The organism is Natronosalvus halobius, from assembly GCF_024138145.1.
GTDB classification, from domain to species: Archaea; Halobacteriota; Halobacteria; order Halobacteriales; family Natrialbaceae; genus Natronosalvus; species Natronosalvus halobius.
In genome coordinates this window covers 992,200-1,014,360 of record NZ_CP099997.1, presented here as the reverse complement: position 1 = coordinate 1,014,360, position 22,161 = coordinate 992,200, and the positions used below count along the sequence as shown (strand labels likewise).

The following is a 22,161-nucleotide window of genomic DNA, read 5'->3' as shown; positions in this document are numbered from 1 at the left end:
GAAATGTACATTATCGTGGCAGATGTAGGACGCAACAATGTGGCCGATAGATTTATACGCTATCGTTGGGGGCCTCGGGGGAGGGGGCGAGAGCGGTTCCGTTCGCGTCTACGAACAGGCGGTTACGGCGTTCAGTGGGCTGTCGCCGCTCGAGCAAGCCGCGATACAGGCCGTCGGGATCGTCCTGGTCGGCGGGTTTGCTCTCGGAATCCTCCGGTACTCGGGGAGGAAAACGCTCGAGGTTTCTCGACGGAGCCCGGTTATCTCCCTGTGTGTCGGGATTCCAGGTACGCTCGTTCTCGGCGGCCTGTTCTATACCGGCATCCTGATTTCATCTTCGGCGGTCGGGATATTCTTCGCGATTCCGCTCGTCGCCATCGGCGTGGTCGTGCTTCCGGTGAGTGCAGCGCTCGGCTACGTCGCCATCGGGGCAACGATTACGTCGCGGTTCGGGCTGTCTCGGACCCCCGGCTGGGTGATCGCTGGCGGCCTACTCGGGGGAGTCACCGCGCTGGTCCCGACTTTCGGGTTCGCATTCGTCACGATAGCCACCGCGCTAGGAGTTGGTGCCGGTACTCGAGTGCTCGTTGGGAACGGTGGCGTTCGCCAGCCAGAGGAACGGGTCGTTCCACCGGCGAACAAGGTGTAGACACTCGATCGATTGTCGCGTCAGCGTTCTGGACGAACGGACAGTTAGACGTGACAATGCGAGTTGGACGAGACGAAGCGAGGACGGAACGCGTCGAATTGAACGTGATGCAACGAAGCGAAAACGGTAGCGACTGCTACTCGAACCCCAAAGTGTGATTGAGAAGTGGGTGACCGTTCGATGCTCGGGTCGTCACTCGACGAGAGCGTCGTCGTACTCGCCGTCGTCGACTTTCGCTTTGAACTCGCGAGCATCGACGCCTTCGATTGTGACGCCCATCGAGGCGCAGGTGCCGACGACCTCTTTGGCCGCGTTCTTCGTGTCGTAGGCGAGCAGGTCGGGTTTCTTCTGCTCGGCGATCGTTTTGACCTGATCGATCGAGAGGTCGGCGACGAAGTCCTTCTGGGGTTCGCCGCTTCCCGTGTCGAATCCGGCCTCGTCCTTGACGAGAGCGGCCGTCGGTGGGACACCGACGTCGATCGAGTAGCTGCCGTCGTCCTCGTACTCGATGGTAACCGGTACTTCGGTGCCGTCGAAGGCCGCGGTCTGTTCGTTGATGTCGTTGACGACCGCCTGTACGTCGACGGGCGTCGGTCCGAGCTCGGGACCGAGCGGTGGGCCAGGATTGGCCTGGCCACCCGGTACGAGCGCTTCGATGGTTCCAGCCATACCCGAATGAATCCTCGCTCGAGTTTTAAGGGTTGCCATTCGGTCCAGTCCGGCCCGAAAAATGTGTGAGAGTCTGTCGTAGCGAGTGAAACGAGACGAGGATTCCTCGATGAGACCGTGTCGGGTGGGCTCGAACGTGACTATTCGAACGACTATCCGTGACTCACCCACCCCACTGTGTCGAGTGTTTCTCTGCGACGACGAGAAACGGTCAGGATAGGAGAGGTCGTCCAGAATATTCGGATATCTGGGGTGACCTACCCCACCGTGTCAAGTGTTTAGTTGCGCGAGCTTCCGTCTGAGATCACATCCAGCTGGACGAGGGTGAATATCCATCGGCTGAAGGACAGAGTCCTGCGGGTTACACCCCCACCCCACTGTGTCGAGTGTTCTGCCAACGCTAGTGGAGGGCCGAAAGGAGGGGCTACTCGAAAGCCGAAAGGAGGGGCTACTCGACTACTGGAATCAATGGAAGTCGACGACGATTAGATCGCAATCGAGTAGCTTTCGTACAGGCGGTTCTCGATCACCGTACTCCTCGCCGTCATCGTAATCCCCGCAGTTTTGCGCCTCGAACCGCCTCGAGCGAGATGTCGACGTCCTCGAGTTCGTCGACGACGTCGAGGGCCAACTCGAGGGTCACGTCGAGATCGTACTCGTAGTACTGGCCGCCCGATCGACCGTGATTACGGGCGTACCGCTTCAAAATACCTTGCATGGCCAGATCGGAGAGGTGATCGTGCATCCGTCGCCGAACGAGGGGCTTCGTCCCGAACCGTTCGGCGATCGCCGAGTACTCAGGGTAGATTTCGCGAACGCGGGCAGGCGTCTCGTCACCGATCGCGATGCTGAGCACCGCCGCCAGCGCCAGGTGACCGTGTCGAGTCAACTCCATCATTCCCTGGCGGATCTGTCCACGCTCGAGCGCCTGCTGGGCGTCGCGCACGTGAGACTCTCTAATGGTCGTCTCGTCGGCAGCTCGCGTGATGTCCCCTGCCTTGTAGAGCAAATCCAGTGCCTGCCTCGCACTACCGGTGTCCTGGGCGGCGAGTGCTGCACACAGCGAGAGCACGTTCGTTTCGTAGGCGGTTTCGTACAGGGCGTTCTCCGCTCGTTGCTCGAGAATCGAGCGCAACTCGCCGGCGGTGTACGGCGGAAAGTGAACTTCCTCCTCACAGAGGGTGTCCTTGACCTTCGGGGAGAGACTGTCGTGAAAGCTCAGGTCGTTACTGATGCCGATGATACCGGGTTTGACCGACGAGAGGTAGCCGTTCGCACGAGCGCGTGGGAGTTCGTAGAGGATGCCATCGTCGTCGCCGATGTGATCGATCTCGTCCAGGACAATCAGGACGGTTCCGCCGATGCTCTCGAGTTCGGTGTAGAGCATATCGAAGACGGTCTGGCGAGGGTAGCCGGTCGTGCTGATCTGTTGGCTTGGCGGTCGCAGTTCGTTGACGAGATTCGCGGCGACCTGGTAGGAAGAAGAGAGGTTGTTACAGTTGAGCCAGACGACGGTCAACGCGACGTCGTCGTAGGCGTCGACGTCACGCTCGAGATGGGAGAGGAGATAGCGGGTGACGGCTGTCTTCCCGACGCCGGCCTTGCCGTAGAGAAACAGGTTTCGTGGCTGTGCTCCGTTGATGACGGGCTGGAGAGAAGCCATGTACGTGTCGATCTCTTCGTCCCGTTCCTGGATCGACTCCGGTTGATAGTCCTCCCGTAGCACGTCCTCGTCAGAGAAAATTGACGTGTCCCGATCGAACAGCGGCATTAGTTGGACTGCTCGCTGCAAGATATATAAAACCACCGTGTCGAGTGCGTCGAGTGTTCGACGGATCGTCTCCGGTCGGCCCTACCACCCCTCGATGAGGTGGACACCCCACCGTGTCGAGTGTTTCGGACCGCTCCCAGGAGCTCGAACTGATCGCCTTTCCGGGTCAACCCATGTCGCGTCGCGAGCGATCGTATCGAGACGCCAGATAGGCTGTCTCGATAGCCGAGTTCACCCCTCGAGTTCTCCACCGTATGCGTACCGGGAGACACTTCTTCCGGTGACGTACGCTCGATTCAGACCTCTCATCTGCATTGACGGTTCAGATGAGCCATCCGAATGAGTCGCTCGTTGCGTTCCGTTAGCGGGATTTTGCGTTCGACGATGACTATCTTTTCGATATTACGATGTCATCGTGATTTTCTTCGTCGGTGACGTTACTCTCACCTCCCCTGTCAGGAGACGCACCGTCGAGGCGCCGTCCTTTTTCAGACCACCCCTCCCAAAGATGCCTCGAGTTCACCCACCCGATCTCCTTCATCGACGACGCCTCGACTTTGCTCGCCTCGCAGACATCACCACCCCTTAACCCGAAACACTCGACAAAGTGGGGTCTCTCACCCTACCGCCCCTCAGTCGACGGCCGGCCCACTCCAAAAAACACTCGACACGGTGGGGTGGGACACCTCACGAAATGCCGACCGACCGGACAGACCTCGAATTGGCCGTCCTCTTGCTTTAGTCATCTGGACGAACATCTTCGCTCGCATTCCCAGTGGATAAGAACTGGTGTGACCCGCTATACTGGGGGAGTTCAAACGTTCAGGTGTACATGGCCGATCACATCGGAGCCCCTGGAACTGGCATCTCGCGGCGACAATATCTGGCTGCAACCGGCGGAACTGGCGCTGCCGTCCTCGCTGGCTGTCAGTCACCGATGAACCTGAATTCGAAAGCAGCCACCCAGTCAGACCTCCCGACGACGAGCCCACCGTCGGTCGTCCAGGTCGACGACCAGGGCGGAGAAGTCACGCTTCGGAGCGTCACCTCCCGACACCCTGTGCACCCGCTCGAGTCGATGGGCGGTCCAATCGAGTTCCCACAGGTCTGGGCGTTCCAGGCCGACGACAGGGAACCCAGCGTTCCGGGGCCGATCCTGCGAACGACCGAGGGCAACGACATGGAAGTGACGCTCGACAACACGGACGGGAGTCACCCGCACACGCTTCACTTTCACGGCTCACACAAGACCTGGGAGAACGACGGCGTGCCGACGACGACGGGTATTCGCGTCGACCCGGGCGAGAAACACACCTACACGATCCCGGCGAACGTCCCGGGGACACACCTCTACCACTGTCACTATCAGACGAACAGGCACATCGACATGGGGATGTACGGAATCTTCCGCGTCGATCCGAAGGGGTACGAACCAGCCGACAAGGAGTACTTCATGACGGTCAAGGACTGGGATTCACGCGTTCCTAGACAGATGAACGGCGAGGACATCGAGTACAGCCCTCGCCAGCGTAATCCCGACGTGTTCACGATCAATGGAAAGAGCCTGCCCCGGACGCTCCACCCCGAAGACGGTTCGCCGATGATCGTCGATTCGGGCGACACGGTCAGGCTCCACTTCGTCAACGCGGGGTACATGTCTCACCCGTTGCACACGCACAACCACCGTTTCCGTCTGGTCGAGAAAGACGGCGGCCAGATACCCGAAGCGGCGCAGTACGAGCGCGACATCACCAACGTCGCGCCCGCGGAGCGCCATACGATCGAGTTCGAAGCGAACGCCGACCCGGGAATTTACCTGGCGCACTGCCACAAAGTCGATCACGCGATGAACAGGAACTTCTACCCCGGTGGTATGGTCAGTGCGATCGTCTACCGCGACGTCATGGACACCGACATCTTCAGCGACCTCATGGGGTACGCAGGCTACGAGGGCTGAGAAGACTGCGTCCTGCTCTCAGACGTTTTCTTCAAACGCTGCTCTCATTCTCGTAACGATCCCTTTCTTCGCCCGTCTTTTTGTTCTCCACCTTTTCTCTTCTGTTCTCTTCTCCTCGTCTCTGTTCTTCTTGCGTCTCCTCTCTCCTGATTGCGTCTTTGCCGTATCTCCTCGTGTATCTCTCCTCGTCTATCTTTCCTCATGCCCGACGAGTCCGAACCGGGCGCCTGGTGTCGATTTTCTCCGACTGTCCGTTCCTTCTCTATTGGTCTTTGGTTCCAGTTCGATCACCACCACTGCCGCGCGAGGCCGTTTCTCGAGGAAAAGGACCACTACTCCAAAGAAGCCTCGATTACCCGCCGGAACAGTCGCTTCACGTTATTCTGCCGTCAGGAGAGTATCTCAACGGGACATGAAACCAAACGACAACGAACGGACGCCTGACAACGAGCAGGCGCCCGACACCGCACGGACGACACTCGAGGGGACGACGCTCGAAGAGACGTCACAGGAGAAAACGAGTCAGCAAACAGAGACTCGTCGACGAACGTGGCCGTCACGACGAACCTTCCTCCGGGCGACCGCTACGGCTGGCGCCGTGGCGAGCCTCAGCGGCCTCACCGTCGCCCAGGAAGAAACGACGATCGAACTCGGCGGCGTCACCTCAGGCTGGGAGGGGCGGTCGCCATCCGATATCGAAGGGGAGACGAATCCGACGCTGACGCTCGAGGCCGGACAGACGTATTCGATAACCTGGGAGAACGTCGACGGCTTGCCCCACGATATCATCATCCTGGACGCGGACGGGAACGATATCGTCGGGACGGAAATCATGAGCGGACAGGGCGAAACCCAGACCCTCGAGTTCGAGGCGACCGAGGAGATGGCCGAGTACTACTGTTCGGTCCATCCGGGGACGATGCGTGGCGACATCCAGATCGGTGAATCGGCCGACGGTGCCGACGGCGACGAGACTGAGGAGGACGTGGCCGACGTCATCGGCGAGGGGCCCACGATTGGTCTCGAGCGTGTCGCCGGCGGGTTCGTCTCGCCGATCGGGTTCGAAACGGCACCCGGTCAGCAAAACTGCTACTACGTGCTCGATCAACCAGGTCAGGTTTACCACGTTGCTGCCGACGGTGGCGAACCGACCGAGTTCCTCGACCTCACCGACCGGATGGTCGACGTCGGTGCTGCGACGGATGCGGGGTTCGACGAGCGTGGCCTCCTCGGACTCGCGTTCCACCCCGAGTACCAGGAGAACCGCCGGCTCTTCGTCTATTACAGCGCCCCTTTGCGTGAGGACTCGAGCGACGAGAACGGGACTGACGACGGGGCTGACGACGACGGAAACGAGACCGACGACGGAAACGAGACCGACGACGGAAACGAGACCGACGACAACAACGAGACCGACGACAACGGCAGCGAAGGCTCGAACGGCGAGGACGAAGCGGAAGAGTCCTACGACCACACAGCCGTCCTCGCTGAATTCCAGGCGACGGAGGACTTCGCGTCGGTTGACCTGGAAACGGAGCAGATTCTCATCGAAGTGGACCAACCGCAGTTCAATCACAACGGCGGCCCCGTCGTGTTCGGACCGGACGGCTATCTGTACTGGGCACTGGGCGACGGCGGCGGAGCGGACGATGTCGGCTTCGGTCACCTGGAAGACTGGTACGACGAGAACGAGGGCGGCAACGCCCAGAATACGACCGAAACCCTGCTCGGCGGGATTCACCGGATCGACGTCGACAACGAAGGCGAGGACGGGAAACCCTACGCCATCCCGGGCGACAACCCGTTCGTCGACAGCGACGACGGCTTCGACGAGTACTTCGCCTGGGGGCTTCGCAACCCGTGGCGGGTCTCGTTCGACGGAGAGGGTCGTCTCTTCGTTGCAGACGTCGGGCAGAACCTGTACGAGGAGGTAAACATCGTCGAGAACGGCGGGAACTACGGCTGGAACGTCAAGGAGGGCATCGAGTGCTTCTCGACGGCCGATCCGAACGCTCCGCCCTCGGAGTGCCCGTCGCAAACTCCCGACGACGTTCGTGGCGGCGAACCGCTGCTCGATCCCGTCATCCACTACCCACACCAGGTTGGCGAGGAGACCATTGGCATCTCGATCACCGGCGGCTACGTCTACGAGGGCGAGGGGGCACCGGCGCTCGAGGGCCACTACGTCTTCGGCGACTGGAGCAACGCGTTCGAACGACCTTCGGGGACGCTCTTCGCGTCACCGCTCGAGGAGTACGAGCCGATGGCCGATCGAAGCGAGGAGGACCTGTGGGACATCAACCGGCTCTCGGTTGCCAACGCGCCCGAGAACGCGATCAACCGGTTCATCCTCTCGTTCGGTCGGGATCACGATGGCGAGCTGTACGTCCTGACGACGGCGCGGTACACCGACGGTGAAACGGGCGAAGTGTTCCGCATCGTCTCCGAGGAGGACGGTGAGGAGATCGAACCTCACGAAGATTCGGTCGCACAGGAAGCGGGTGAGGAGGAAGGCGAAGGAGAAGACGGTGAGGGAGAAGACGAAAGCGAGACGAACGACGATGAAAGCGACGAGGGTGACGATACGGAGCAGGACGACGGGGCCGACGACGGAAACGAGACCGGCGACGGGAACGAGACCGACGACGGGAACGAGACCGACGACGCTAACGAAACCGAATCAAACGGAGGTAGCGGTAACGAGACCGCCTGACTGTGATGGTTGCGTAACTTCGTCTCGGTAGGACGACGCAACTCAACGTTCGCCTCGGGAACGAAACGCAACTTCGCCTCGAGGCCGGAGACAAAACGCTGCACCAGTAACGGCGACGATCCTACCTCGTGTTAGGGCGACCAGGCTCGAGACGATTTGTGAACCCAGCATAACGATCTGGGACATCTCGATCTGTACGACAGTCTATCTGCGTGGCAGTTGAGCACCTGTCCATTAACTCTGCCACGTCTGAAGAGGCAAGCCTGGGTATTACACAGCGGTTTCCCATGGGAGAAGATATGCCGGATACCTTCTCGATCGACGCAGACTGGAACGCACTCTACACTGACGGCAAATGGACGGAATCAGACGGCGACGAAGAAATCTCGGTCCAGGACCCCTCAACTCGAGAGGAGATCGCACGCGTTCCCGCAGGGTCGGAAGCCGACGTCGACGCGGCGTTCAAGGCTGCGGCAGCGGCCCAGGCCGAGTGGCGAGAGACCCCGCCTGTCGAGCGCGAGCGCGTCGCCCTCGACGTGGCGAACCTGCTCCAGGAGTACGAAGCCGAGATCGTCGACCTCCTGGCCCACGAGGCGGGCGGCTCCCGGATCATGGGCGAAACGTCGGTCCAGATCGCTACGGACCAGGCGATGGAGGCCGCGACGCTCCCCCGCCGCATGAAGGGCGAGCAGGCCGACTCGAACGTTCCGGGCAAGGAAAATCTCGTCAGGCGGGAACCGCAGGGCGTCGTTACGGTAATCTCGCCGTGGAACTTCCCCCTCAATCTCTCGGGTAGGGCCGTCGCGCCCGCCATCGCGACCGGCAACGCCGTCGTGCTCAAACCTGCGTCGAACACGCCGATTACGGGCGGGCTTCTAATCGCGAAATTGTACGAGGAAGCCGGCCTACCGGACGGCCTGCTTAACGTCGTCACCGGTAGCGGCTCCGACATCGGCGACGCTGTCGTCGCCCACCCCGAGAGCGACGTCGTCGCGTTCACCGGTTCGACGCCCGTCGGCCGCGGCGTTGCGACGACCGGCGGCGAGAACCTCTCCGTGATCGCCCTCGAGTTGGGCGGAAACAATGGACACATCGTGACCGCCGACGCCGACCTCGAGGCGGCGGTGGATTCGGCGGTCTTTGGGACCTTCGTCCACCAGGGACAGGTCTGTATCTCCATCAACCGCCACATCGTGCACGAGGACGTCTACGACGAGTACGTCGACCGACTCACCGACCGCGCCGAATCCCTCCCGGTCGGAAGCGCCCACGATCCCGAGACGGTAGTCGGCCCGGTCATCGACGAATCCCAGCGCGACGAGATGCTGGGGTACGTCCAGGAGACGGTCGAGGCCGGGGCGACACTCGAGACGGGCGGCGAGACGGTGCCGATGGATAGCGCCGGAGACGAGGGCGACGAAAACGAGGGTGGCGACGGAAACGAAAGCGGTGACGATGGAAAGGGGGACGGCGACGACTCTCTGCTCGTCGCCCCCACAGTCCTCTCCGGCGTTACGAACGACATGGCCGCCGCGTGCAACGAACACTTCGGCCCCATCGCGCCGGTGATTTCCGTCTCGAACGTCGACGAGGCGGTCGAGGTGCACAACGACACGAAGTACGGCCTCTCGGGATCGGTCCACGCCGGTGATGTCGGAACGGGAATGCAAATTGCCGAGCGGATGGAGACGGGCATGGTTCACGTCAACGATCAGCCGGTCAACGACGAGGCTCACGTTCCGTTCAGCGGAACGAAGGCGTCCGGCGTCGGCGGCTACAACGGTACCGACATCATGGACGAGGTGACCGAGAAGAAGTGGATTTCGCTTCAGCACGACCGTCGGGAGTATCCGTTCTAACCGCCTTACCGTTCTCACTTCTTCACCGTTCTCACCGCCTCACGCGTGCCCGAATCAACGTTCGAGTTCGGTGCGAACGAAACGTCTCGAGCACGTACGCAGTCACGGAACGAATGCAGTCACAGAACGAAGTTCTCACTCGAGCGTGACGCGATCATCGGAGTAGACGGTGACATCGTAGCCACGGTACTCGAAGCTCACCTGCCTGAACGGTGCCGCTGGTCCAGTCTCCAGGAAAATCTGGTCGAGAGCGGACGGATCGACGACGTCGTTGAGCGGTGGATGACAGGCTTCTGGATCGATTCCATCAGCCTCGGCGACGGTTTCGATGACGCGCAAACTCGGATTCGTCGCCCACGAATCGGCTGCGTCGTCGGGTGCCATGCTCATGGTTAGACCAGGAGCTGGATGTCCGACTCGGCCATGTGCTGGAGCGCCGTCGCGGCTCCAACGCCAGTCGTCACGCCGTCGTAGAAGTCGTCCTCATCGTAGTCCATCAACTCGATGGTCATCTGGCAGGCCTGGAGGTCGACCCCGCTCTCGAGCGAGATGTCGATGAGTTCCTCGATGGTGGCCGTCCCGTTCTCGTCGATTTTCTTTTGCATCATCTTCGTCGCCATCGAGTCCATCCCGGGGAGGGCTGCCAGGGCGTTCGGCATCGGCATGTTCGGATTGCCGACGGCGCTCAACTTGAGGTTCTGGGACTTCTCCTCGTGGAGAATGTCGAGCCCCCAGAACGTGTGGAAGACGACGACGTCCCAGCCGAAGGCGGCTGCCGTGCTCGCGAGGATCAGCGGCGGATACGCCATGTCGAAACTGCCCTGGGTGGCGACGATCGTCATCTTCTTCTGGTCGTCGTCCAGGTCAGCGACGGTGTCCTCGAGTTCCTCGACGCGCTCGAGCAGGGCCTCCACGTCGGCAGCGTCGAACTCGCTGCCGTCGATGGACGGGGTTGCGTTGTCGGTGCTCATTGTATACTTAGGCAGTCTTCTTCACGTAGTGCGTGTAGAGATCGTCCGATTCGACCTGGTCGAGGAGCTCGACGCCGTCGGTGCCCTCGGCCCAGCCCCGAATGTCGCTCATGCTACCTGAGTCGGTCGCCACGACCTCGAGGACGTCGCCGTCGCCGAGGTCGTCGATGGCCTGCTTGGTCTTCACGATGGGCATTGGGCAGGACTGTCCTTTCACGTCGAGCGTCTCCGTAACGGTGTACTCTGAACTCATTGATGATCGGTTGCTCTGTATTGGAGCTACCACACAATACCGGATAGGGGAATAAAAGAGTATCGATTATTGCCCTTCTAGTGAATCACCGTGATACCGGGGTGATAGTTACATCTAATCGTAAGTGCCAATACGCACGTTATTCGAGATACTGTCGAACCAACGACGGACATAATATTGTATAGATAGGGAAATACCATGCAAACTCTTAAGTGAGAGCACCCGGTACGGATGGATGAACACAATGAGCGAAATGGACGTACCAACGCCCGACGTTGCAGTCGATTCGATCACGCCTGCGGAGTTGAAAGCCAGCATCGACGAGGGAGATTCGGTCACGATCCTCGACGCTCGCATGCAATCGGATTACGACGAGTGGCGCATCGAGGGTGACACCGTCGAGACGATCAACGTCCCGTACTTCGAATTCCTGGACGACGAAATCGACGACGACGTGCTTGCACAGATTCCGGACGACCGCGAAGTCACCGTCCTCTGTGCGAAAGGCGGCGCCAGCGAGTTCGTCGCCGGGGCGCTCGAGGAGCGCGGTTACGACGTCAACCACCTCGAGGACGGGATGAACGGGTGGGCGCGCATTTACGAGGCCCACGAAGTCACGAACTACGACGGCGCCGGTACCCTGCTCCAGTACCAGCGTCCCTCCTCTGGCTGCCTGGGCTACCTGCTCTACGACGGCGACGACGCCGCCGTGATCGACCCGCTGCGTGCCTTCACCGACCGCTACCTCGAGGACGCCGACGACCTCGGCGTCGACCTGACGTACGCGTTCGACACGCACGTACACGCGGACCACATCTCGGGGCTTCGATCGCTCGCCGAGGAGGGCGTCGAAGGCGTTCTCCCCGCGCCCGCGGCCGACCGCGGGGTCACCTACACCGACGACGTGACGCTGGCCGAGGACGGCGACGAATTCGCGGTCGGCGACGCCACGATCGAGGCGGTCTACACGCCCGGGCACACCTCAGGGATGACCTCCTACCTGATCGACGACGGCCTGCTCGCGACCGGCGACGGCCTGTTCGTCGAAAGCGTTGCCCGACCGGACCTCGAGGAGGGCGACGACGGCGCGGAAGACGCCGCGCGCACGCTGTACGAATCGCTGCAAGAGCGCGTGCTGACCCTGCCCGAGGACACGCTCGTCGGCGGGGCTCACTTCAGCGACGCGGCCGTCCCCGCCGAGGACGGGACGTACACGGCGCCGATCGGCGACCTCGTCGACCGCATGGACGCACTCACGATGGACGAAGACGAGTTCGTCGACCTGATCCTCTCGAACATGCCGCCTCGTCCGGCCAATTACGAGGACATCATCGCGACGAACCTGGGACAGCAGACCGCCGAGGACGACGAGGCGTTCGAACTCGAGCTCGGCCCGAACAACTGCGCCGCCAGCCAGGATTCCCTGGCTGACGACTGATCCAGATACCCGTGATCGCTGAACTCCTGCCCCTACAACTGTACCCGCAACTGCCCTTACAACTGCACCTGCCACTGCAATTGGCGCCGCTCGCCGACCTCTTCCCGAACGGCATCTCGCGGTACGCCATTGGGGGATTACTCGTCGGTCTCGGCGCAGTCGCAATCTACCTCGGGACGGGCATCGCCGCCGGTGCGAGTACGTTCCTCGAGTCGACGCTGTCGTACGTTTCGGACCAGTCCCAGTTCCAGCAGTATCGGGCGTCTCGAGACTGGCGCGTCGTCTTCACCCTCGGGATCATCCTGGGGGCGGCGGTCTACGCCGTCGTCTGGCAGGGCGGCGCTTGGACGACCGACGTCCAGCCGTGGCGACTCCTGGTCGGCGGCGTGTTCGTCGGCATCGGCACGCGCGTCGGGAAGGGCTGTACGTCGGGTCACGGCGTCTGTGGCGTCGGCTCGGCTTCCAAAACCTCGATCGTCGGCGTCGTGACGTTCCTGGCGGTGGCGATCGTGACCGCACAGCTGGTCTCCGCACTGGGGGTGAGCCCATGAGCGCGAGCGGGCCCGAACGGCACTCGCTGTTCATGCCGCTAATCCTCGTTGGCGGCCTGATCTTCGGATTTGGCCTCGCCTACAGCCACATGGCCCGGCCAGAAGTCGTGCTAGATTTCCTCCAGTTCGACGACTTCGGCCTGCTGTTCGTGATGTTCGGCGCGGCGGTCGTCTCGGGCATCGCGTTCTGGGTCACGCCGCGCCTCCGCGAACTGGCGCCGTTGACCGGCGACACCTACGGTCGTCGCCTGAAATCGTTCGATCGAAACGTCCTGATCGGCGGCGCCATCTTCGGCGTCGGCTGGGGCCTCTCCGGAATCTGTCCTGGCGCGGCCTACGCCAGCCTCGGGATCGGGAACGTCACGATCCTGTGGGCGATCGTCGGGATGTTCGCCGGTGCCTACCTCCAGGGCGTCTGGCGGAGCCAGCGCGCATCGAGCGAGACGACACCGTCGAGTGCAGACTGAGAGGCGACGATCGCCCACCCACGACCCACGTAGCCCTCGAGCGTTTGAGCAAATTTCGAGCCAGAGACCAAATTTCCGGTACACACGTCACCAACGATGGACCTCACGACGATTGCACTCTTCAGCATTGCGGCACTCGCCAGCCTGTTCATGGCCTGGGTGATCGGCGCCGGCTCGAGCGGTGCGACGCCGTTCGCCCCGGCGGTCGGCGCGAACGCCATCTCGACCATGCGAGCGGCGTTCGTGGTCGGTATCCTCGGATTCGCCGGCGCAGTTACACAGGGTGGAAGCGTCTCGGACGCCGTCGGCCGCGGCCTCGTGCAGGGAGTCACGCTTCCGCCTAGCGCCGTTATCGTTGTTCTCCTGATCGGCGCCAGCCTGATGGCGGTTGGCATCGTGACGGGGTATCCGATCGCGATCGCGTTCACCGTCACGGGCGCGGTGATCGGCGTCGGGTTCGCCCTCGGCGGCCAGCCCGTTCCCTCGAAGTACGCCGAAATCGGAGCGCTGTGGGTTCTGACGCCGTTCGTCGGTGGCGGCATCGCTTACGGAATCGCGAGCGTCCTGCCGCGCGCTGACGTCCCCGAACGAGTGAGCGTGCCGATCCTCGCCGTGATCGTCGGCGCCGTCGTCGCGAACCTCGAGTTCGCGTTCCTCGCGTCCGCAGGCGGGACGCTGGCGGCGGCCGGAAGCCGATTTGTCCCGCTCGAGGGACTCGTCGGAACGGGGGCCGCAACCGCGCTTTTCGCGATTCCGGTGGGCCTGCTGGTCCGCTGGGACGTCAGTCGTGATCTCGGCGGGGGGCTTCGCCGGTTCCTACTCGCGCTCGGTGCCCTCGTCGCCTTCTCTGCGGGGGCGAGTCAGGTCGGACTCGCGGTCGGCCCACTGTTGCCACTGGTCGAAACCGGGGGCGGGATGGCCGTCTCGACCACGGCGATCCTCACCGGTGGCGGACTCGGGATCCTCGTGGGCTCCTGGACGGGTGCACCGCGAATGATCAAATCGATCTCCCAGGAGTACGCCTCGCTCGGCCCGCGGCGATCGATTTCGACGCTCGTCCCCTCGTTTCTGATCGCGCAGACGGCCGTCCTGCTCGGCGTCCCCGTCTCGTTCAACGAGATCATCGTCAGCGCGATCATCGGCAGCGGACTGGCCGTGGGTGGGAGCAGCGGCGTCAGCCCTCGAAAACTCGGCGTGACGGTCCTCGCCTGGATCGGTTCGTTCGTCCTGGCGTTCGGGCTCGGGTACGGACTCGAGACGGCGATCGGAATGTGACGCTCGCCAGCGGGCACCGAGTCCGAAGGGCGATGGATGGCGCCGACGTCGACGTCGACGTCGACGTTCCCGCGGGCACCGCGTGCTATCGCGGTAAACGCGCGACTACCGCGGACGGCCGGGTCGAATCTTTATCACGAGTTCGGGAGTAGGTTGAGGTATGACTTCGAGTGACGCGGTTCGATCGCTGCTCATCCTCCTCGCCATCCTCGTACTCGTCCCGTTCGTCGCGATGGCCATCTTCTGGCCGGCGATGGGCATGTGGGGTGGCGGACACATGGGTAGTGGTCCGTGGGACGGAACGGGGATGCCGTGGTCCTGGCTCGCGATGTGGGCCCTGTTGCTCGCTATCGTCGTCGCAAGTGGCTACCTACTCTACAGAGCGCTTACCTCTCGAGGTGGCGAAACCGACCCTGCTCTCGAGGAATTGCGCCTGGCGTACGCCCGCGGCAATCTCTCCGAGGAGGAGTTCGAAACGCGACGAACTCGACTCGAGGACGATCGGAACCGATAGTGCCGCGGTCAGATGAACGCCAGGGGAACCATCACCAGGACGCCCGCGATGATCCCGCCAGCTAGCTCCGGTTTTCCGCCGCGTGGCAACCCAGAGCCGATGTCGAGCGCTTCGGGAATGAATTCGCTCACGACGAGGTAGATCATCGCACCCGCGGCGAACCCGAATCCGAACGGGAGGAAGTCCCGGGCTACCTGGACGAACGCGAAGGCGATGACAGCCCCGATTGGCTGGGGGAGACTCGAGAAGACGGCCCACCAGACCATCTTCCAGCGGCTGACTCCCATCGACTTCAGCGGAATCGAAATGGCCGTACCCTCCGGGATGTTGTGAATCGAGATGGCAATCGTCATGAACACCGCCAGGAGCGGGACGGTGAACCCCAGGAACCCGATCCCGCCCTCGAGGCCGAGGTCGGCGAACGAGACGCCGACGGCGATTCCTTCCGGGAAGCTGTGTACCGTTAGAATGCCGAGGATGAGCACGAGCTTTTTGAAGTCGGCCTCCTCGTACTCTCGAGGGTCGAGATCCGCGTCGAGGAGCACGTTATGGGCCAAGACGACGAGGAGGACTCCGACCAGCATCCCCGCCACAATTTCGAGGGCGGTCCCCTCGGCCAGCCCCTCCTCGATGAGGCCGAACACCGATGCCGAGACCATGATCCCGGACGCGAGTCCCCAGAGCACGACGTTGTGACGGTCGCTAATCTCGTCGAAGAAGAAAAATGGGAGCGCTCCAAGCCCGGTTGCGAGGGCAGTTACGAATCCGGCGACGAATACCAGCGTCAGGTTCTCGAGGAGACTCATCGTCGGTGATCGGTTCGGATTGGAGATACGTACCTGTTGTGTCTACTGGCGGTCGTGATACGCACCTGCTGTATCTACAGGTGGCCGAGAAACGCACCCATTGTGTCTACAGGTGGCCGAGAAACGCACCCATTGTGTCTACTGGTCATTGATCGAACCCGGACGTGACGTCGTGAGCACCGGGACCGGCGTAATTCGAAGCATGCGCTCGGTCCTGGAGCCGAGCAGGCGTTGATCGAGTTCGGACCGTCCGTGCGTCCCCATCGCGATCAGGTCAATCCCGTGTTCGACCGCGTACGAGCGAATCGCTTGCGGGACGGATCCCGATTCAACCGTCGTCGTCACCTCGTCGACGCCGGCCGAGCGCATCGTCTCGGCCGTTTCGGACAGCGCGTCTCGAGCGCGGTCACGCGACGCTGTCGTGGTTTCGTCCGACGAATCCGCTCCGATGCCGAACAGCGAGTCCTGGACGACCGTGAGGACGTGGAGCGTGGCACAGTGTTCGCGCACGATCTCGCCCGCCAACTCGAGGGCACGTTCCGCGTGTTCGCTGCCGTCTGTCGGCACGAGCACGTTTTCGTAGGGGTACGGTTTGCTCGCGTCGCTGGCCGCTCGAACCGCGAGAACCGGCTCGTCGCTGGCGTTGACGACGTGTTCGGTAACGCTCCCGAGGACGTGTTCAGTCAGACTGCGTTCACCGCTCGTCCCCATCACGACGAGGTCGACGACGTCCTCGGCGGCCGCCTCGGTGATGACCGTCCGCGGCTGACCCTGTATCGTGTCGGTGACGGTCGAGACGCCGTGGACCTCGGCCCGCTCGCGCGCGTCCTGCAGGACGTCCTCGCCGGCGTCTTCGAGCACGTCGACGACGTTGGCTTCGTATCGAACGTGACTCGGCTTGTTCGTGTCCGCCACGTACAGCAGGTGGACCGTCGCGTCGTGGTCGGCCGCGATTTCGAGGGCGTACTCGAGCGCGACAGACGACGCGTCACTCCCGTCGACCGGGACGAGGAGGAAGTCGTACATGGGGTGGAGTTCGACCGGGACGGCCATAACTGTGAGGCGTTTTCAGAAGGGGGTTTGGGATCGATGTCGACGAACGGCTACCGAGATTTGACGAACTGCTACTGCGATCCGATGAACTGCTATTGACGTGTGGCAAACTGGACCGCTGGAGTTCGACCCACCGCTAATCTAACGACGCTATTCGCGTCTCTACCCTCGTGTCTATTCCCGACTCTATCCCCCTCTCTATCCACGTCTACGCGAAGACTTTACGTCGCCGACCTGGAACTCATCCGTCTCGAGCGGGTCGTCGAATGCGCCAACGATCGCCTCGAGGGCGTCGGTCGCGGTCATCAACCCGTCGATTCGTTCCGACGGTTCGGCAGCGTTCTCTCCGACGGAGTCGCTCTCTCGAGACGGGCGGCCGTCGCCCGCGGATGCGTCAGCCTCGACCGATTCATCAGCTGCGGATGCGTCAGCCTCGACCGACTCTCCATCTGAACCCCCGACACCCGTCTGAACGAGCCCCAGTTCCTGGTTCTCGGCCTGCAATTCGTCGATTGCCTCGCTCACCGGCGTGTCGGGCGCGAGCGACATCGGCGGCGTGGAGATGTCCTCGAACGAGGTTTCGCCCGAGCGAAGCGAATCGATCCGATCGACGACCGTCGGCACGTAGACGATCCCGACGTATCGCTCGAGGTCCCCTTCGACCAGTGGGAATCGCGTGTGTGGGCTCGATCCCATCCGCTCGAGGTTCTCGGCGACCGAGACATCCGTCGAGAGGAAGACGATGTCCTCTCGGTCGGTCATGACGTCGCTCACCCGTAGTTCGTCGACGGCAAGGGCGTTGAAGACCTCCTCTCGGCGTTCCCTGGACAGTTCGCCTTGCTCGAGGACGGAGCCGAGTTCCCGGTGGAGTTCGGCGCGCGTCTCGATTCGCTCGGTTTCGGCCTCGAGCCAGGCGCCGGTCATCTCCACCCCGAAGAGTTTGAGCGTCGCCTTCGCCGTCCTGTCGCCAACGGCGATCAGCGGAGAGATCACCCACGCGAACCAGTACAGTGGCCCGGCTCCGTACCGTGCGACCTGTTTCGAGCGTTCGACGCCGAGGTAGGTCGGCGTCTGCTCGCCGTGGGTGAGGTGGATCATGTTGATGATGAAGAACGCCAGCAGGGAACCGGCGCCGACGGACGCGAGAAACGAGTTCTGGAAGACCGGTTCGAAGATGGCCGCCAGCCCCGGTTCGGCGACAATTCCGAGCGCGATACTGGTCCCCGAAATCCAGATCTGACAGGTCGTCAGGTAGAACTCGAGGTCCTCCGTCATCTCCCACGCCCGTCGAAGTCCCGGTGTGTCGAACTCCGACTCAGGATACTGCCTGACGCGAGTGAGCGCGAACTCGGTGGCGACGAAGTAGGCGTTCACCAGAATTAATCCAGCCCCGGCGAGCAACCTGAGACCGATCTCGAGACTGTTCACTCGAAGACGGTTCAACGAGCGTGTACAAACGTCTTGGTGCTTCGACAGCCGAGGAGTGGACGGTCAGAGCGACCAGGGGCGTATGCGTTTCCACGAGTCGGCCCGTTTCCGTTTTTCGTTCGAGATACTGACGACGGTACCGTTTGCTCGACGGATTGAAAGGTGAAGACGGCGAACACTCCCTGACCGAACGAACTCGAGACTGCCTCCTCGAAACGAACGAACTTGAGACTGTTTCCAAAAGAGGATAGGAGGATGGGAGATGGGGGATGGGGGTGGGGGTGAAACGGTAACCACGGTATCTGAAGCGAAATTCAGCGATCGATAGCTAAAACTATTTGTCCATGTACTTTGTTTAGATACTGACGATACTATGGTCGCAATTCAAATAAATTCGCTCACACGACAATTCGGCGACGTCACGGCCGTGAACGAGCTCGACCTCGAGGTCAGGAGAGGTGAAGTGTACGGCTTCCTCGGCCCGAACGGAGCGGGGAAGTCGACGACGATCAACATGCTCCTCGGGTTTACCCCGCCGACGTCCGGAACCGCGACGGTTCTCGGTCACGACATTGTCGACGATTCGCTCGCTATCCGACAGGCGACCGGCGTCCTCCCGGAAGACTTCGGCATGTACGACCGATTAACCGCGCGAAAGCACGTCCAGTTCGCCATCGACACGAAAGGCGCAGCTGACGATCCCGATGCACTACTCCAACGAGTCGGACTCCAGGAGGCCGCTGATCGGAAGGCAGGTGGCTTTTCGACCGGGATGAAACAGCGCGTGGCACTCGCGATGGCGCTCGTCGGTGAGCCCGACCTCCTCATCCTCGACGAGCCCTCGTCGGGACTGGACCCGAACGGCGCCCGGGAGATGCGCCAGATCATCCTCGAGGAAGTCGACCGCGGCGCGACGGTGTTCTTCTCGAGTCACATCATGGAACAGGTGGAAGCGATCTGTGATCGGGTCGGGATTATGCGCGACGGTCAGCTCGTCGCCGAAGACACGATCGAGACGCTGAAAGAGCAGTTCGACGCCGAATCACGGCTCGTCCTCACCGTCGATACGGTGCCGGACGGAATCCTCTCCTCCCTTCAGTCCATGGCGAGCGTCTCCGACGCACGGGTCTCGGGAACCGATATCGTCGTCAGCCTGAAAGATTCGGACCAGAAAGCGGCCATCATCAACGCCGTCGAGGAACGAGGGGTGAAGATCACCGACATCACCTCGAAGGAACCGTCGCTCGAGGAACTGTTCGCCGTGCTCACGACGTCGGATTCCGGCCGACTCGAGAACGCCAATTCGGCGGAGGTCAACGCATGAGCTGGATGCACATCGCCAGCAAGGACTTCTCCGACGCCGGCCGATCGATGATGTTGTGGGCGCTCACCGTCCTGTTAGTTCTGCTCGTTGCCGGCGTATCGGCGATCCCATACCTGCTTGCCGAAGGGACGACGCCGACGTTCGCGGAGGCGCTTTACTTCCTCTTCACGCCGATCGCCTTACTCATCCCGATCATCGGGTTAGTCGTCGGCTACCAGGCGATTGTGAGCGAACGCGAATCGGGGAGCATTCGTTTCCTCCTGGGTCTCCCAAATACCCGTCGCGACGTGATTCTCGGGAAGGTCATCGGACGCGCCGGCGTCGTCGCAGTTCCGACCCTAATCGGTTTCCTCGTCGGCGCGGTCGTAATCGGTGCGCTGTACGACGGCTTCGTCGTTGCAGATTACCTCGGCCTCCTGGTCTTCTCGCTGGTTATGGGTCTCGTCTACGTGTCGGTGGCCGTGGGTATCTCGGCCAGCGTCAGTTCTCGAGCGAAAGCACTGGCGGGCGTTCTGGTGTTCTTCGTCCTCTTCGACTTCCTCTGGGAGTTCGTCCTGATGGGCACGTACTGGGTCCTCGAGGGAAGCTTGCCTGGATTCGACGGACTACCTGTCTGGTACCTCTTCGTTCTTCGGCTAAGCCCCGGACAGGCATTGACTGCGATCGCGCTGACCCTCATCGAGATTGTAGGGGCGGAGGGTCTCGATTTCACCGCTGCTGGTCGTGTCGCGGGTGACGTCCCATTCTACCTCGAAAATTGGTTCGCGTGGATCATCGTGGCCCTCTGGATCATCGTTCCGGTCAGCGTTGGGTATCTCCGCTTCAAAAACGCGATCCTGAGCTAATCGTCGAGTCGCCAGAACTGCGATCATCTCACCTGCTTTCTCCTCGTTTCACAGATCGGTCCGTGAGATCAATCCGTGAGATCAATCCGTGAGTTCTCTCGAGTTACGAGCCAAAAATACGTCCGATCGCCCCCTCTCGAGGACCCAGTACGAATTGACAAAACGTGGCTTCCTCGGACGCCCTCCTTTCCTCCGGCGACCTACTCGTAGAGCGGGTTCGCCGCACAGAGCTCGTCGACCGACTCGCTCACGTCGGCGATCACGTCCTCGTCGTCAGGCGAATCGATCACGCGCGCGATGAGGTCGCCGACGGTCCGCAGGTCGTCCTCGTCGAAGCCACGGGTCGTCAGCGCCGGGGTCCCCGCCCGGATGCCACTTGGGTTGAACGCCGAGCGCGTCTCGCCGGGGACGGTGTTCGCGTTGAGGACGATGCCGGCATCCTCGAGCGCCTCTTCGGCGTCGCCACCGGTCGTATCGGGGTGGGACTCTCGGAGGTCTACGAGCACGAGGTGGTTGTCGGTGCCGTCCGAAACCAGCGAGAACCCGTGGTCGGCAAGCGTCTCGCCGAGGGCCTTCGCATTGGCGACCGTCCGTTCGGCGTAGGTCTCGAACTCGGGCTCGAGCGCCTCGCCGAAGCCGACGGCCTTGCCGGCGATATTGTGCATGAGCGGGCCGCCCTGGCCGCCGGGGAACACGGCGGAATCGACGTCATCGGCGTACTCCTCGCTCGTCATGACGATGCCGCCCCGTCCGGAACGAATCGTCTTGTGGGTCGAGCCGGTCACGAAGTCCGCGATGCCGACGGGCGAGGAGTGGACGCCCGCGGCCACGAGTCCCGTGATGTGGGCGATGTCGGCGAGGTGGAGCGCGTCGACCTCCTCGGCGACGTCCTGGATGCGCTCCCACTCGACCTCGCGTGGGTACGCGGAGTATCCGGAGACGATGACGTCCGGTTCGAATTCGGCGGCGTGGTCGGCGAGCCCGTCGTAGTCGAGGTAGCCGGTGTCCGGGTCGACCTCGTACTGCTCGACCTCGTAGAGCTGGCCGGTGAAGTTCGCCGGGTGGCCGTGACTTAGGTGGCCGCCGTGGGTCAGGTCGAGCGAGAGGATCTTGTCGCCGGGCTCGAGCATCGCGAAGTAGACGGCCTGGTTGGCCTGGGTGCCCGAGTGGGGCTGGACGTTGACGTGCTCGGCGTCGAAGAGTTCCGTCGCGCGGTCGATGGCGAGCTGTTCGACCTCGTCGGCGTACCGACAGCCGCCGTAGTAGCGCGCGCCGGGGTAGCCCTCGGCGTACTTGTTCGTGAGCGCGCTCCCCTGGGCGTCGAGAACGGCGCGGCTGACGTGGTTCTCGCTGGCGATCATCGACAGCGTGTCCTGCTGTCGTTCGATCTCACCTTCGAGCGCGTCGGCGACGGCGGGGTCGACGGCTCGGACGTGGTCGTGGTCCATATTTCCAGTGGCGCCCGGACGCTGTATAAGTGTACCTTTCCCCGGCAACGTGGGCCGCAACCGTTCTCGATGTCGAACGCTCGAAACTGTGCGGCGGAGACGAGGAGGATATGAAAGATATACAACTGGTAAGGCGATACAACTAACTTCACGGGCGGAGATTCAATAAC

20 protein-coding genes are annotated in these 22,161 nt (G+C 62.2%); 11 read left to right on the top strand and 9 right to left on the bottom strand.

Features of this window, described 5'->3' with window-relative positions; translation table 11 throughout:
• Positions 1-37: 37 nt before the first annotated feature.
• Positions 38-649 carry a hypothetical protein gene (locus NGM15_RS04850; RefSeq protein ID WP_253436016.1) on the top strand — a complete coding sequence of 204 codons (612 nt, stop codon included), beginning with the start codon at positions 38-40 and terminating at the stop codon, positions 647-649.
• 192 nt (positions 650-841) lie between these two features.
• Here NGM15_RS04850 and NGM15_RS04845 read toward each other — a convergent pair whose 3' ends face one another.
• On the bottom strand, positions 842-1,318 hold the full coding sequence (locus NGM15_RS04845) for a 50S ribosomal protein L11 (RefSeq protein WP_253436014.1): 477 nt from the start codon (positions 1,316-1,318) through the stop codon (positions 842-844).
• 544 nt (positions 1,319-1,862) lie between these two features.
• Positions 1,863-3,089 (bottom strand): orc1/cdc6 family replication initiation protein, encoded by a 1,227-nt coding sequence (locus tag NGM15_RS04840; protein WP_253436010.1) that lies wholly within the window; start codon positions 3,087-3,089, stop codon positions 1,863-1,865.
• Between the two features lie 832 nt (positions 3,090-3,921).
• Here NGM15_RS04840 and NGM15_RS04835 point away from each other — a divergent pair.
• The 3 genes from NGM15_RS04835 to NGM15_RS04825 all read left to right on the top strand — a co-directional run bounded on the left by NGM15_RS04835 (position 3,922) and on the right by NGM15_RS04825 (position 9,618).
• Positions 3,922-5,046 (top strand): multicopper oxidase domain-containing protein, encoded by a 1,125-nt coding sequence (locus NGM15_RS04835; protein ID WP_253436007.1) that lies wholly within the window; start codon positions 3,922-3,924, stop codon positions 5,044-5,046.
• 412 nt (positions 5,047-5,458) lie between these two features.
• Positions 5,459-7,759: a PQQ-dependent sugar dehydrogenase gene (locus NGM15_RS04830; protein WP_253436004.1), complete on the top strand. Its 2,301-nt coding sequence runs from the start codon at positions 5,459-5,461 to the stop codon at positions 7,757-7,759.
• Positions 7,760-8,058: 299 nt separating this feature from the next.
• On the top strand, positions 8,059-9,618 hold the full coding sequence (locus NGM15_RS04825; RefSeq protein WP_253436001.1) for an aldehyde dehydrogenase family protein: 1,560 nt from the start codon (positions 8,059-8,061) through the stop codon (positions 9,616-9,618).
• 135 nt (positions 9,619-9,753) lie between these two features.
• On the opposite strand, the gene NGM15_RS04820 is transcribed toward NGM15_RS04825, so the two are convergent.
• Genes NGM15_RS04820 through NGM15_RS04810 form a run of 3 tightly spaced genes read right to left on the bottom strand, consistent with a single transcriptional unit; the run spans position 9,754 to position 10,842 of the window.
• Positions 9,754-10,008 (bottom strand): HalOD1 output domain-containing protein, encoded by a 255-nt coding sequence (locus tag NGM15_RS04820; RefSeq protein ID WP_253435998.1) that lies wholly within the window; start codon positions 10,006-10,008, stop codon positions 9,754-9,756.
• 2 nt (positions 10,009-10,010) lie between these two features.
• Positions 10,011-10,589: a DsrE/DsrF/DrsH-like family protein gene (locus NGM15_RS04815; RefSeq protein ID WP_253435995.1), complete on the bottom strand. Its 579-nt coding sequence runs from the start codon at positions 10,587-10,589 to the stop codon at positions 10,011-10,013.
• A gap of 7 nt (positions 10,590-10,596) precedes the next feature.
• The gene (locus tag NGM15_RS04810; protein ID WP_253435992.1) at positions 10,597-10,842 is read right to left on the bottom strand and encodes a sulfurtransferase TusA family protein; all 246 of its coding nucleotides are present in this window, start codon (positions 10,840-10,842) and stop codon (positions 10,597-10,599) included.
• A 244-nt stretch (positions 10,843-11,086) separates the two neighbouring features.
• On the opposite strand from NGM15_RS04810, the gene NGM15_RS04805 reads away from it, so the two are divergent.
• The 5 genes from NGM15_RS04805 (at position 11,087) to NGM15_RS04785 (ending at position 15,087) form a co-directional block, all read left to right on the top strand.
• Positions 11,087-12,280 carry an MBL fold metallo-hydrolase gene (locus NGM15_RS04805; protein ID WP_253435989.1) on the top strand — a complete coding sequence of 398 codons (1,194 nt, stop codon included), beginning with the start codon at positions 11,087-11,089 and terminating at the stop codon, positions 12,278-12,280.
• A 62-nt stretch (positions 12,281-12,342) separates the two neighbouring features.
• The gene (locus tag NGM15_RS04800; protein ID WP_425494494.1) at positions 12,343-12,831 is read left to right on the top strand and encodes a YeeE/YedE family protein; all 489 of its coding nucleotides are present in this window, start codon (positions 12,343-12,345) and stop codon (positions 12,829-12,831) included.
• A 32-nt stretch (positions 12,832-12,863) separates the two neighbouring features.
• Positions 12,864-13,298, top strand: a complete 435-nt coding sequence (locus NGM15_RS04795) for a YeeE/YedE family protein (RefSeq protein ID WP_253438240.1) — start codon at positions 12,864-12,866, stop codon at positions 13,296-13,298.
• Positions 13,299-13,394: 96 nt separating this feature from the next.
• Positions 13,395-14,573, top strand: coding sequence for an inorganic phosphate transporter (locus NGM15_RS04790; RefSeq protein WP_253435986.1), 1,179 nt, complete (start codon positions 13,395-13,397; stop codon positions 14,571-14,573).
• Between the two features lie 160 nt (positions 14,574-14,733).
• Complete coding sequence (locus tag NGM15_RS04785) at positions 14,734-15,087, top strand: SHOCT domain-containing protein (protein WP_253435984.1); 354 nt, start codon at positions 14,734-14,736, stop codon at positions 15,085-15,087.
• Between the two features lie 8 nt (positions 15,088-15,095).
• Here NGM15_RS04785 and NGM15_RS04780 read toward each other — a convergent pair whose 3' ends face one another.
• The 3 genes from NGM15_RS04780 to NGM15_RS04770 form a co-directional block, all read right to left on the bottom strand.
• Positions 15,096-15,893 (bottom strand): ZIP family metal transporter, encoded by a 798-nt coding sequence (locus NGM15_RS04780; protein WP_253435981.1) that lies wholly within the window; start codon positions 15,891-15,893, stop codon positions 15,096-15,098.
• Between the two features lie 138 nt (positions 15,894-16,031).
• Positions 16,032-16,919, bottom strand: a complete 888-nt coding sequence (locus NGM15_RS04775) for a universal stress protein (protein ID WP_253435979.1) — start codon at positions 16,917-16,919, stop codon at positions 16,032-16,034.
• Positions 16,920-17,144: 225 nt separating this feature from the next.
• Positions 17,145-18,374 carry a CNNM domain-containing protein gene (locus NGM15_RS04770; protein WP_253435977.1) on the bottom strand — a complete coding sequence of 410 codons (1,230 nt, stop codon included), beginning with the start codon at positions 18,372-18,374 and terminating at the stop codon, positions 17,145-17,147.
• Between the two features lie 373 nt (positions 18,375-18,747).
• Between NGM15_RS04770 and NGM15_RS04765 the strand changes: the two genes are divergently transcribed.
• Both NGM15_RS04765 and NGM15_RS04760 read left to right on the top strand, forming a co-directional pair.
• The gene (locus NGM15_RS04765) at positions 18,748-19,698 is read left to right on the top strand and encodes an ABC transporter ATP-binding protein (protein ID WP_253435975.1); all 951 of its coding nucleotides are present in this window, start codon (positions 18,748-18,750) and stop codon (positions 19,696-19,698) included.
• The gene (locus tag NGM15_RS04760) at positions 19,695-20,543 is read left to right on the top strand and encodes an ABC transporter permease subunit (RefSeq protein ID WP_253435973.1); all 849 of its coding nucleotides are present in this window, start codon (positions 19,695-19,697) and stop codon (positions 20,541-20,543) included. Before NGM15_RS04765 ends, NGM15_RS04760 begins: the two co-directional genes overlap by 4 nt.
• A gap of 200 nt (positions 20,544-20,743) precedes the next feature.
• On the opposite strand, the gene glyA is transcribed toward NGM15_RS04760, so the two are convergent.
• Complete coding sequence (gene glyA, locus NGM15_RS04755) at positions 20,744-21,991, bottom strand: serine hydroxymethyltransferase (RefSeq protein WP_253435971.1); 1,248 nt, start codon at positions 21,989-21,991, stop codon at positions 20,744-20,746.
• Positions 21,992-22,161: the final 170 nt, after the last annotated feature.

Bases quoted from the DNA above. Each gene is read 5' to 3' on its own strand.
- NGM15_RS04850 (WP_253436016.1), top strand. From the start codon at position 38: ATGTGGCCGATAGATTTATACGCTATCGTTGGGGGCCTCGGGGGAGGG.
- NGM15_RS04845 (WP_253436014.1), bottom strand. From the start codon at position 1,318: ATGGCTGGAACCATCGAAGCGCTCGTACCGGGTGGCCAGGCCAATCCT.
- NGM15_RS04840 (WP_253436010.1), bottom strand. From the start codon at position 3,089: ATGCCGCTGTTCGATCGGGACACGTCAATTTTCTCTGACGAGGACGTG.
- NGM15_RS04835 (WP_253436007.1), top strand. From the start codon at position 3,922: ATGGCCGATCACATCGGAGCCCCTGGAACTGGCATCTCGCGGCGACAA.
- NGM15_RS04830 (WP_253436004.1), top strand. From the start codon at position 5,459: ATGAAACCAAACGACAACGAACGGACGCCTGACAACGAGCAGGCGCCC.
- NGM15_RS04825 (WP_253436001.1), top strand. From the start codon at position 8,059: ATGCCGGATACCTTCTCGATCGACGCAGACTGGAACGCACTCTACACT.
- NGM15_RS04820 (WP_253435998.1), bottom strand. From the start codon at position 10,008: ATGAGCATGGCACCCGACGACGCAGCCGATTCGTGGGCGACGAATCCG.
- NGM15_RS04815 (WP_253435995.1), bottom strand. From the start codon at position 10,589: ATGAGCACCGACAACGCAACCCCGTCCATCGACGGCAGCGAGTTCGAC.
- NGM15_RS04810 (WP_253435992.1), bottom strand. From the start codon at position 10,842: ATGAGTTCAGAGTACACCGTTACGGAGACGCTCGACGTGAAAGGACAG.
- NGM15_RS04805 (WP_253435989.1), top strand. From the start codon at position 11,087: ATGAGCGAAATGGACGTACCAACGCCCGACGTTGCAGTCGATTCGATC.
- NGM15_RS04795 (WP_253438240.1), top strand. From the start codon at position 12,864: ATGCCGCTAATCCTCGTTGGCGGCCTGATCTTCGGATTTGGCCTCGCC.
- NGM15_RS04790 (WP_253435986.1), top strand. From the start codon at position 13,395: ATGGACCTCACGACGATTGCACTCTTCAGCATTGCGGCACTCGCCAGC.
- NGM15_RS04785 (WP_253435984.1), top strand. From the start codon at position 14,734: ATGACTTCGAGTGACGCGGTTCGATCGCTGCTCATCCTCCTCGCCATC.
- NGM15_RS04780 (WP_253435981.1), bottom strand. From the start codon at position 15,893: ATGAGTCTCCTCGAGAACCTGACGCTGGTATTCGTCGCCGGATTCGTA.
- NGM15_RS04775 (WP_253435979.1), bottom strand. From the start codon at position 16,919: ATGTACGACTTCCTCCTCGTCCCGGTCGACGGGAGTGACGCGTCGTCT.
- NGM15_RS04765 (WP_253435975.1), top strand. From the start codon at position 18,748: ATGGTCGCAATTCAAATAAATTCGCTCACACGACAATTCGGCGACGTC.
- NGM15_RS04760 (WP_253435973.1), top strand. From the start codon at position 19,695: ATGAGCTGGATGCACATCGCCAGCAAGGACTTCTCCGACGCCGGCCGA.
- glyA (WP_253435971.1), bottom strand. From the start codon at position 21,991: ATGGACCACGACCACGTCCGAGCCGTCGACCCCGCCGTCGCCGACGCG.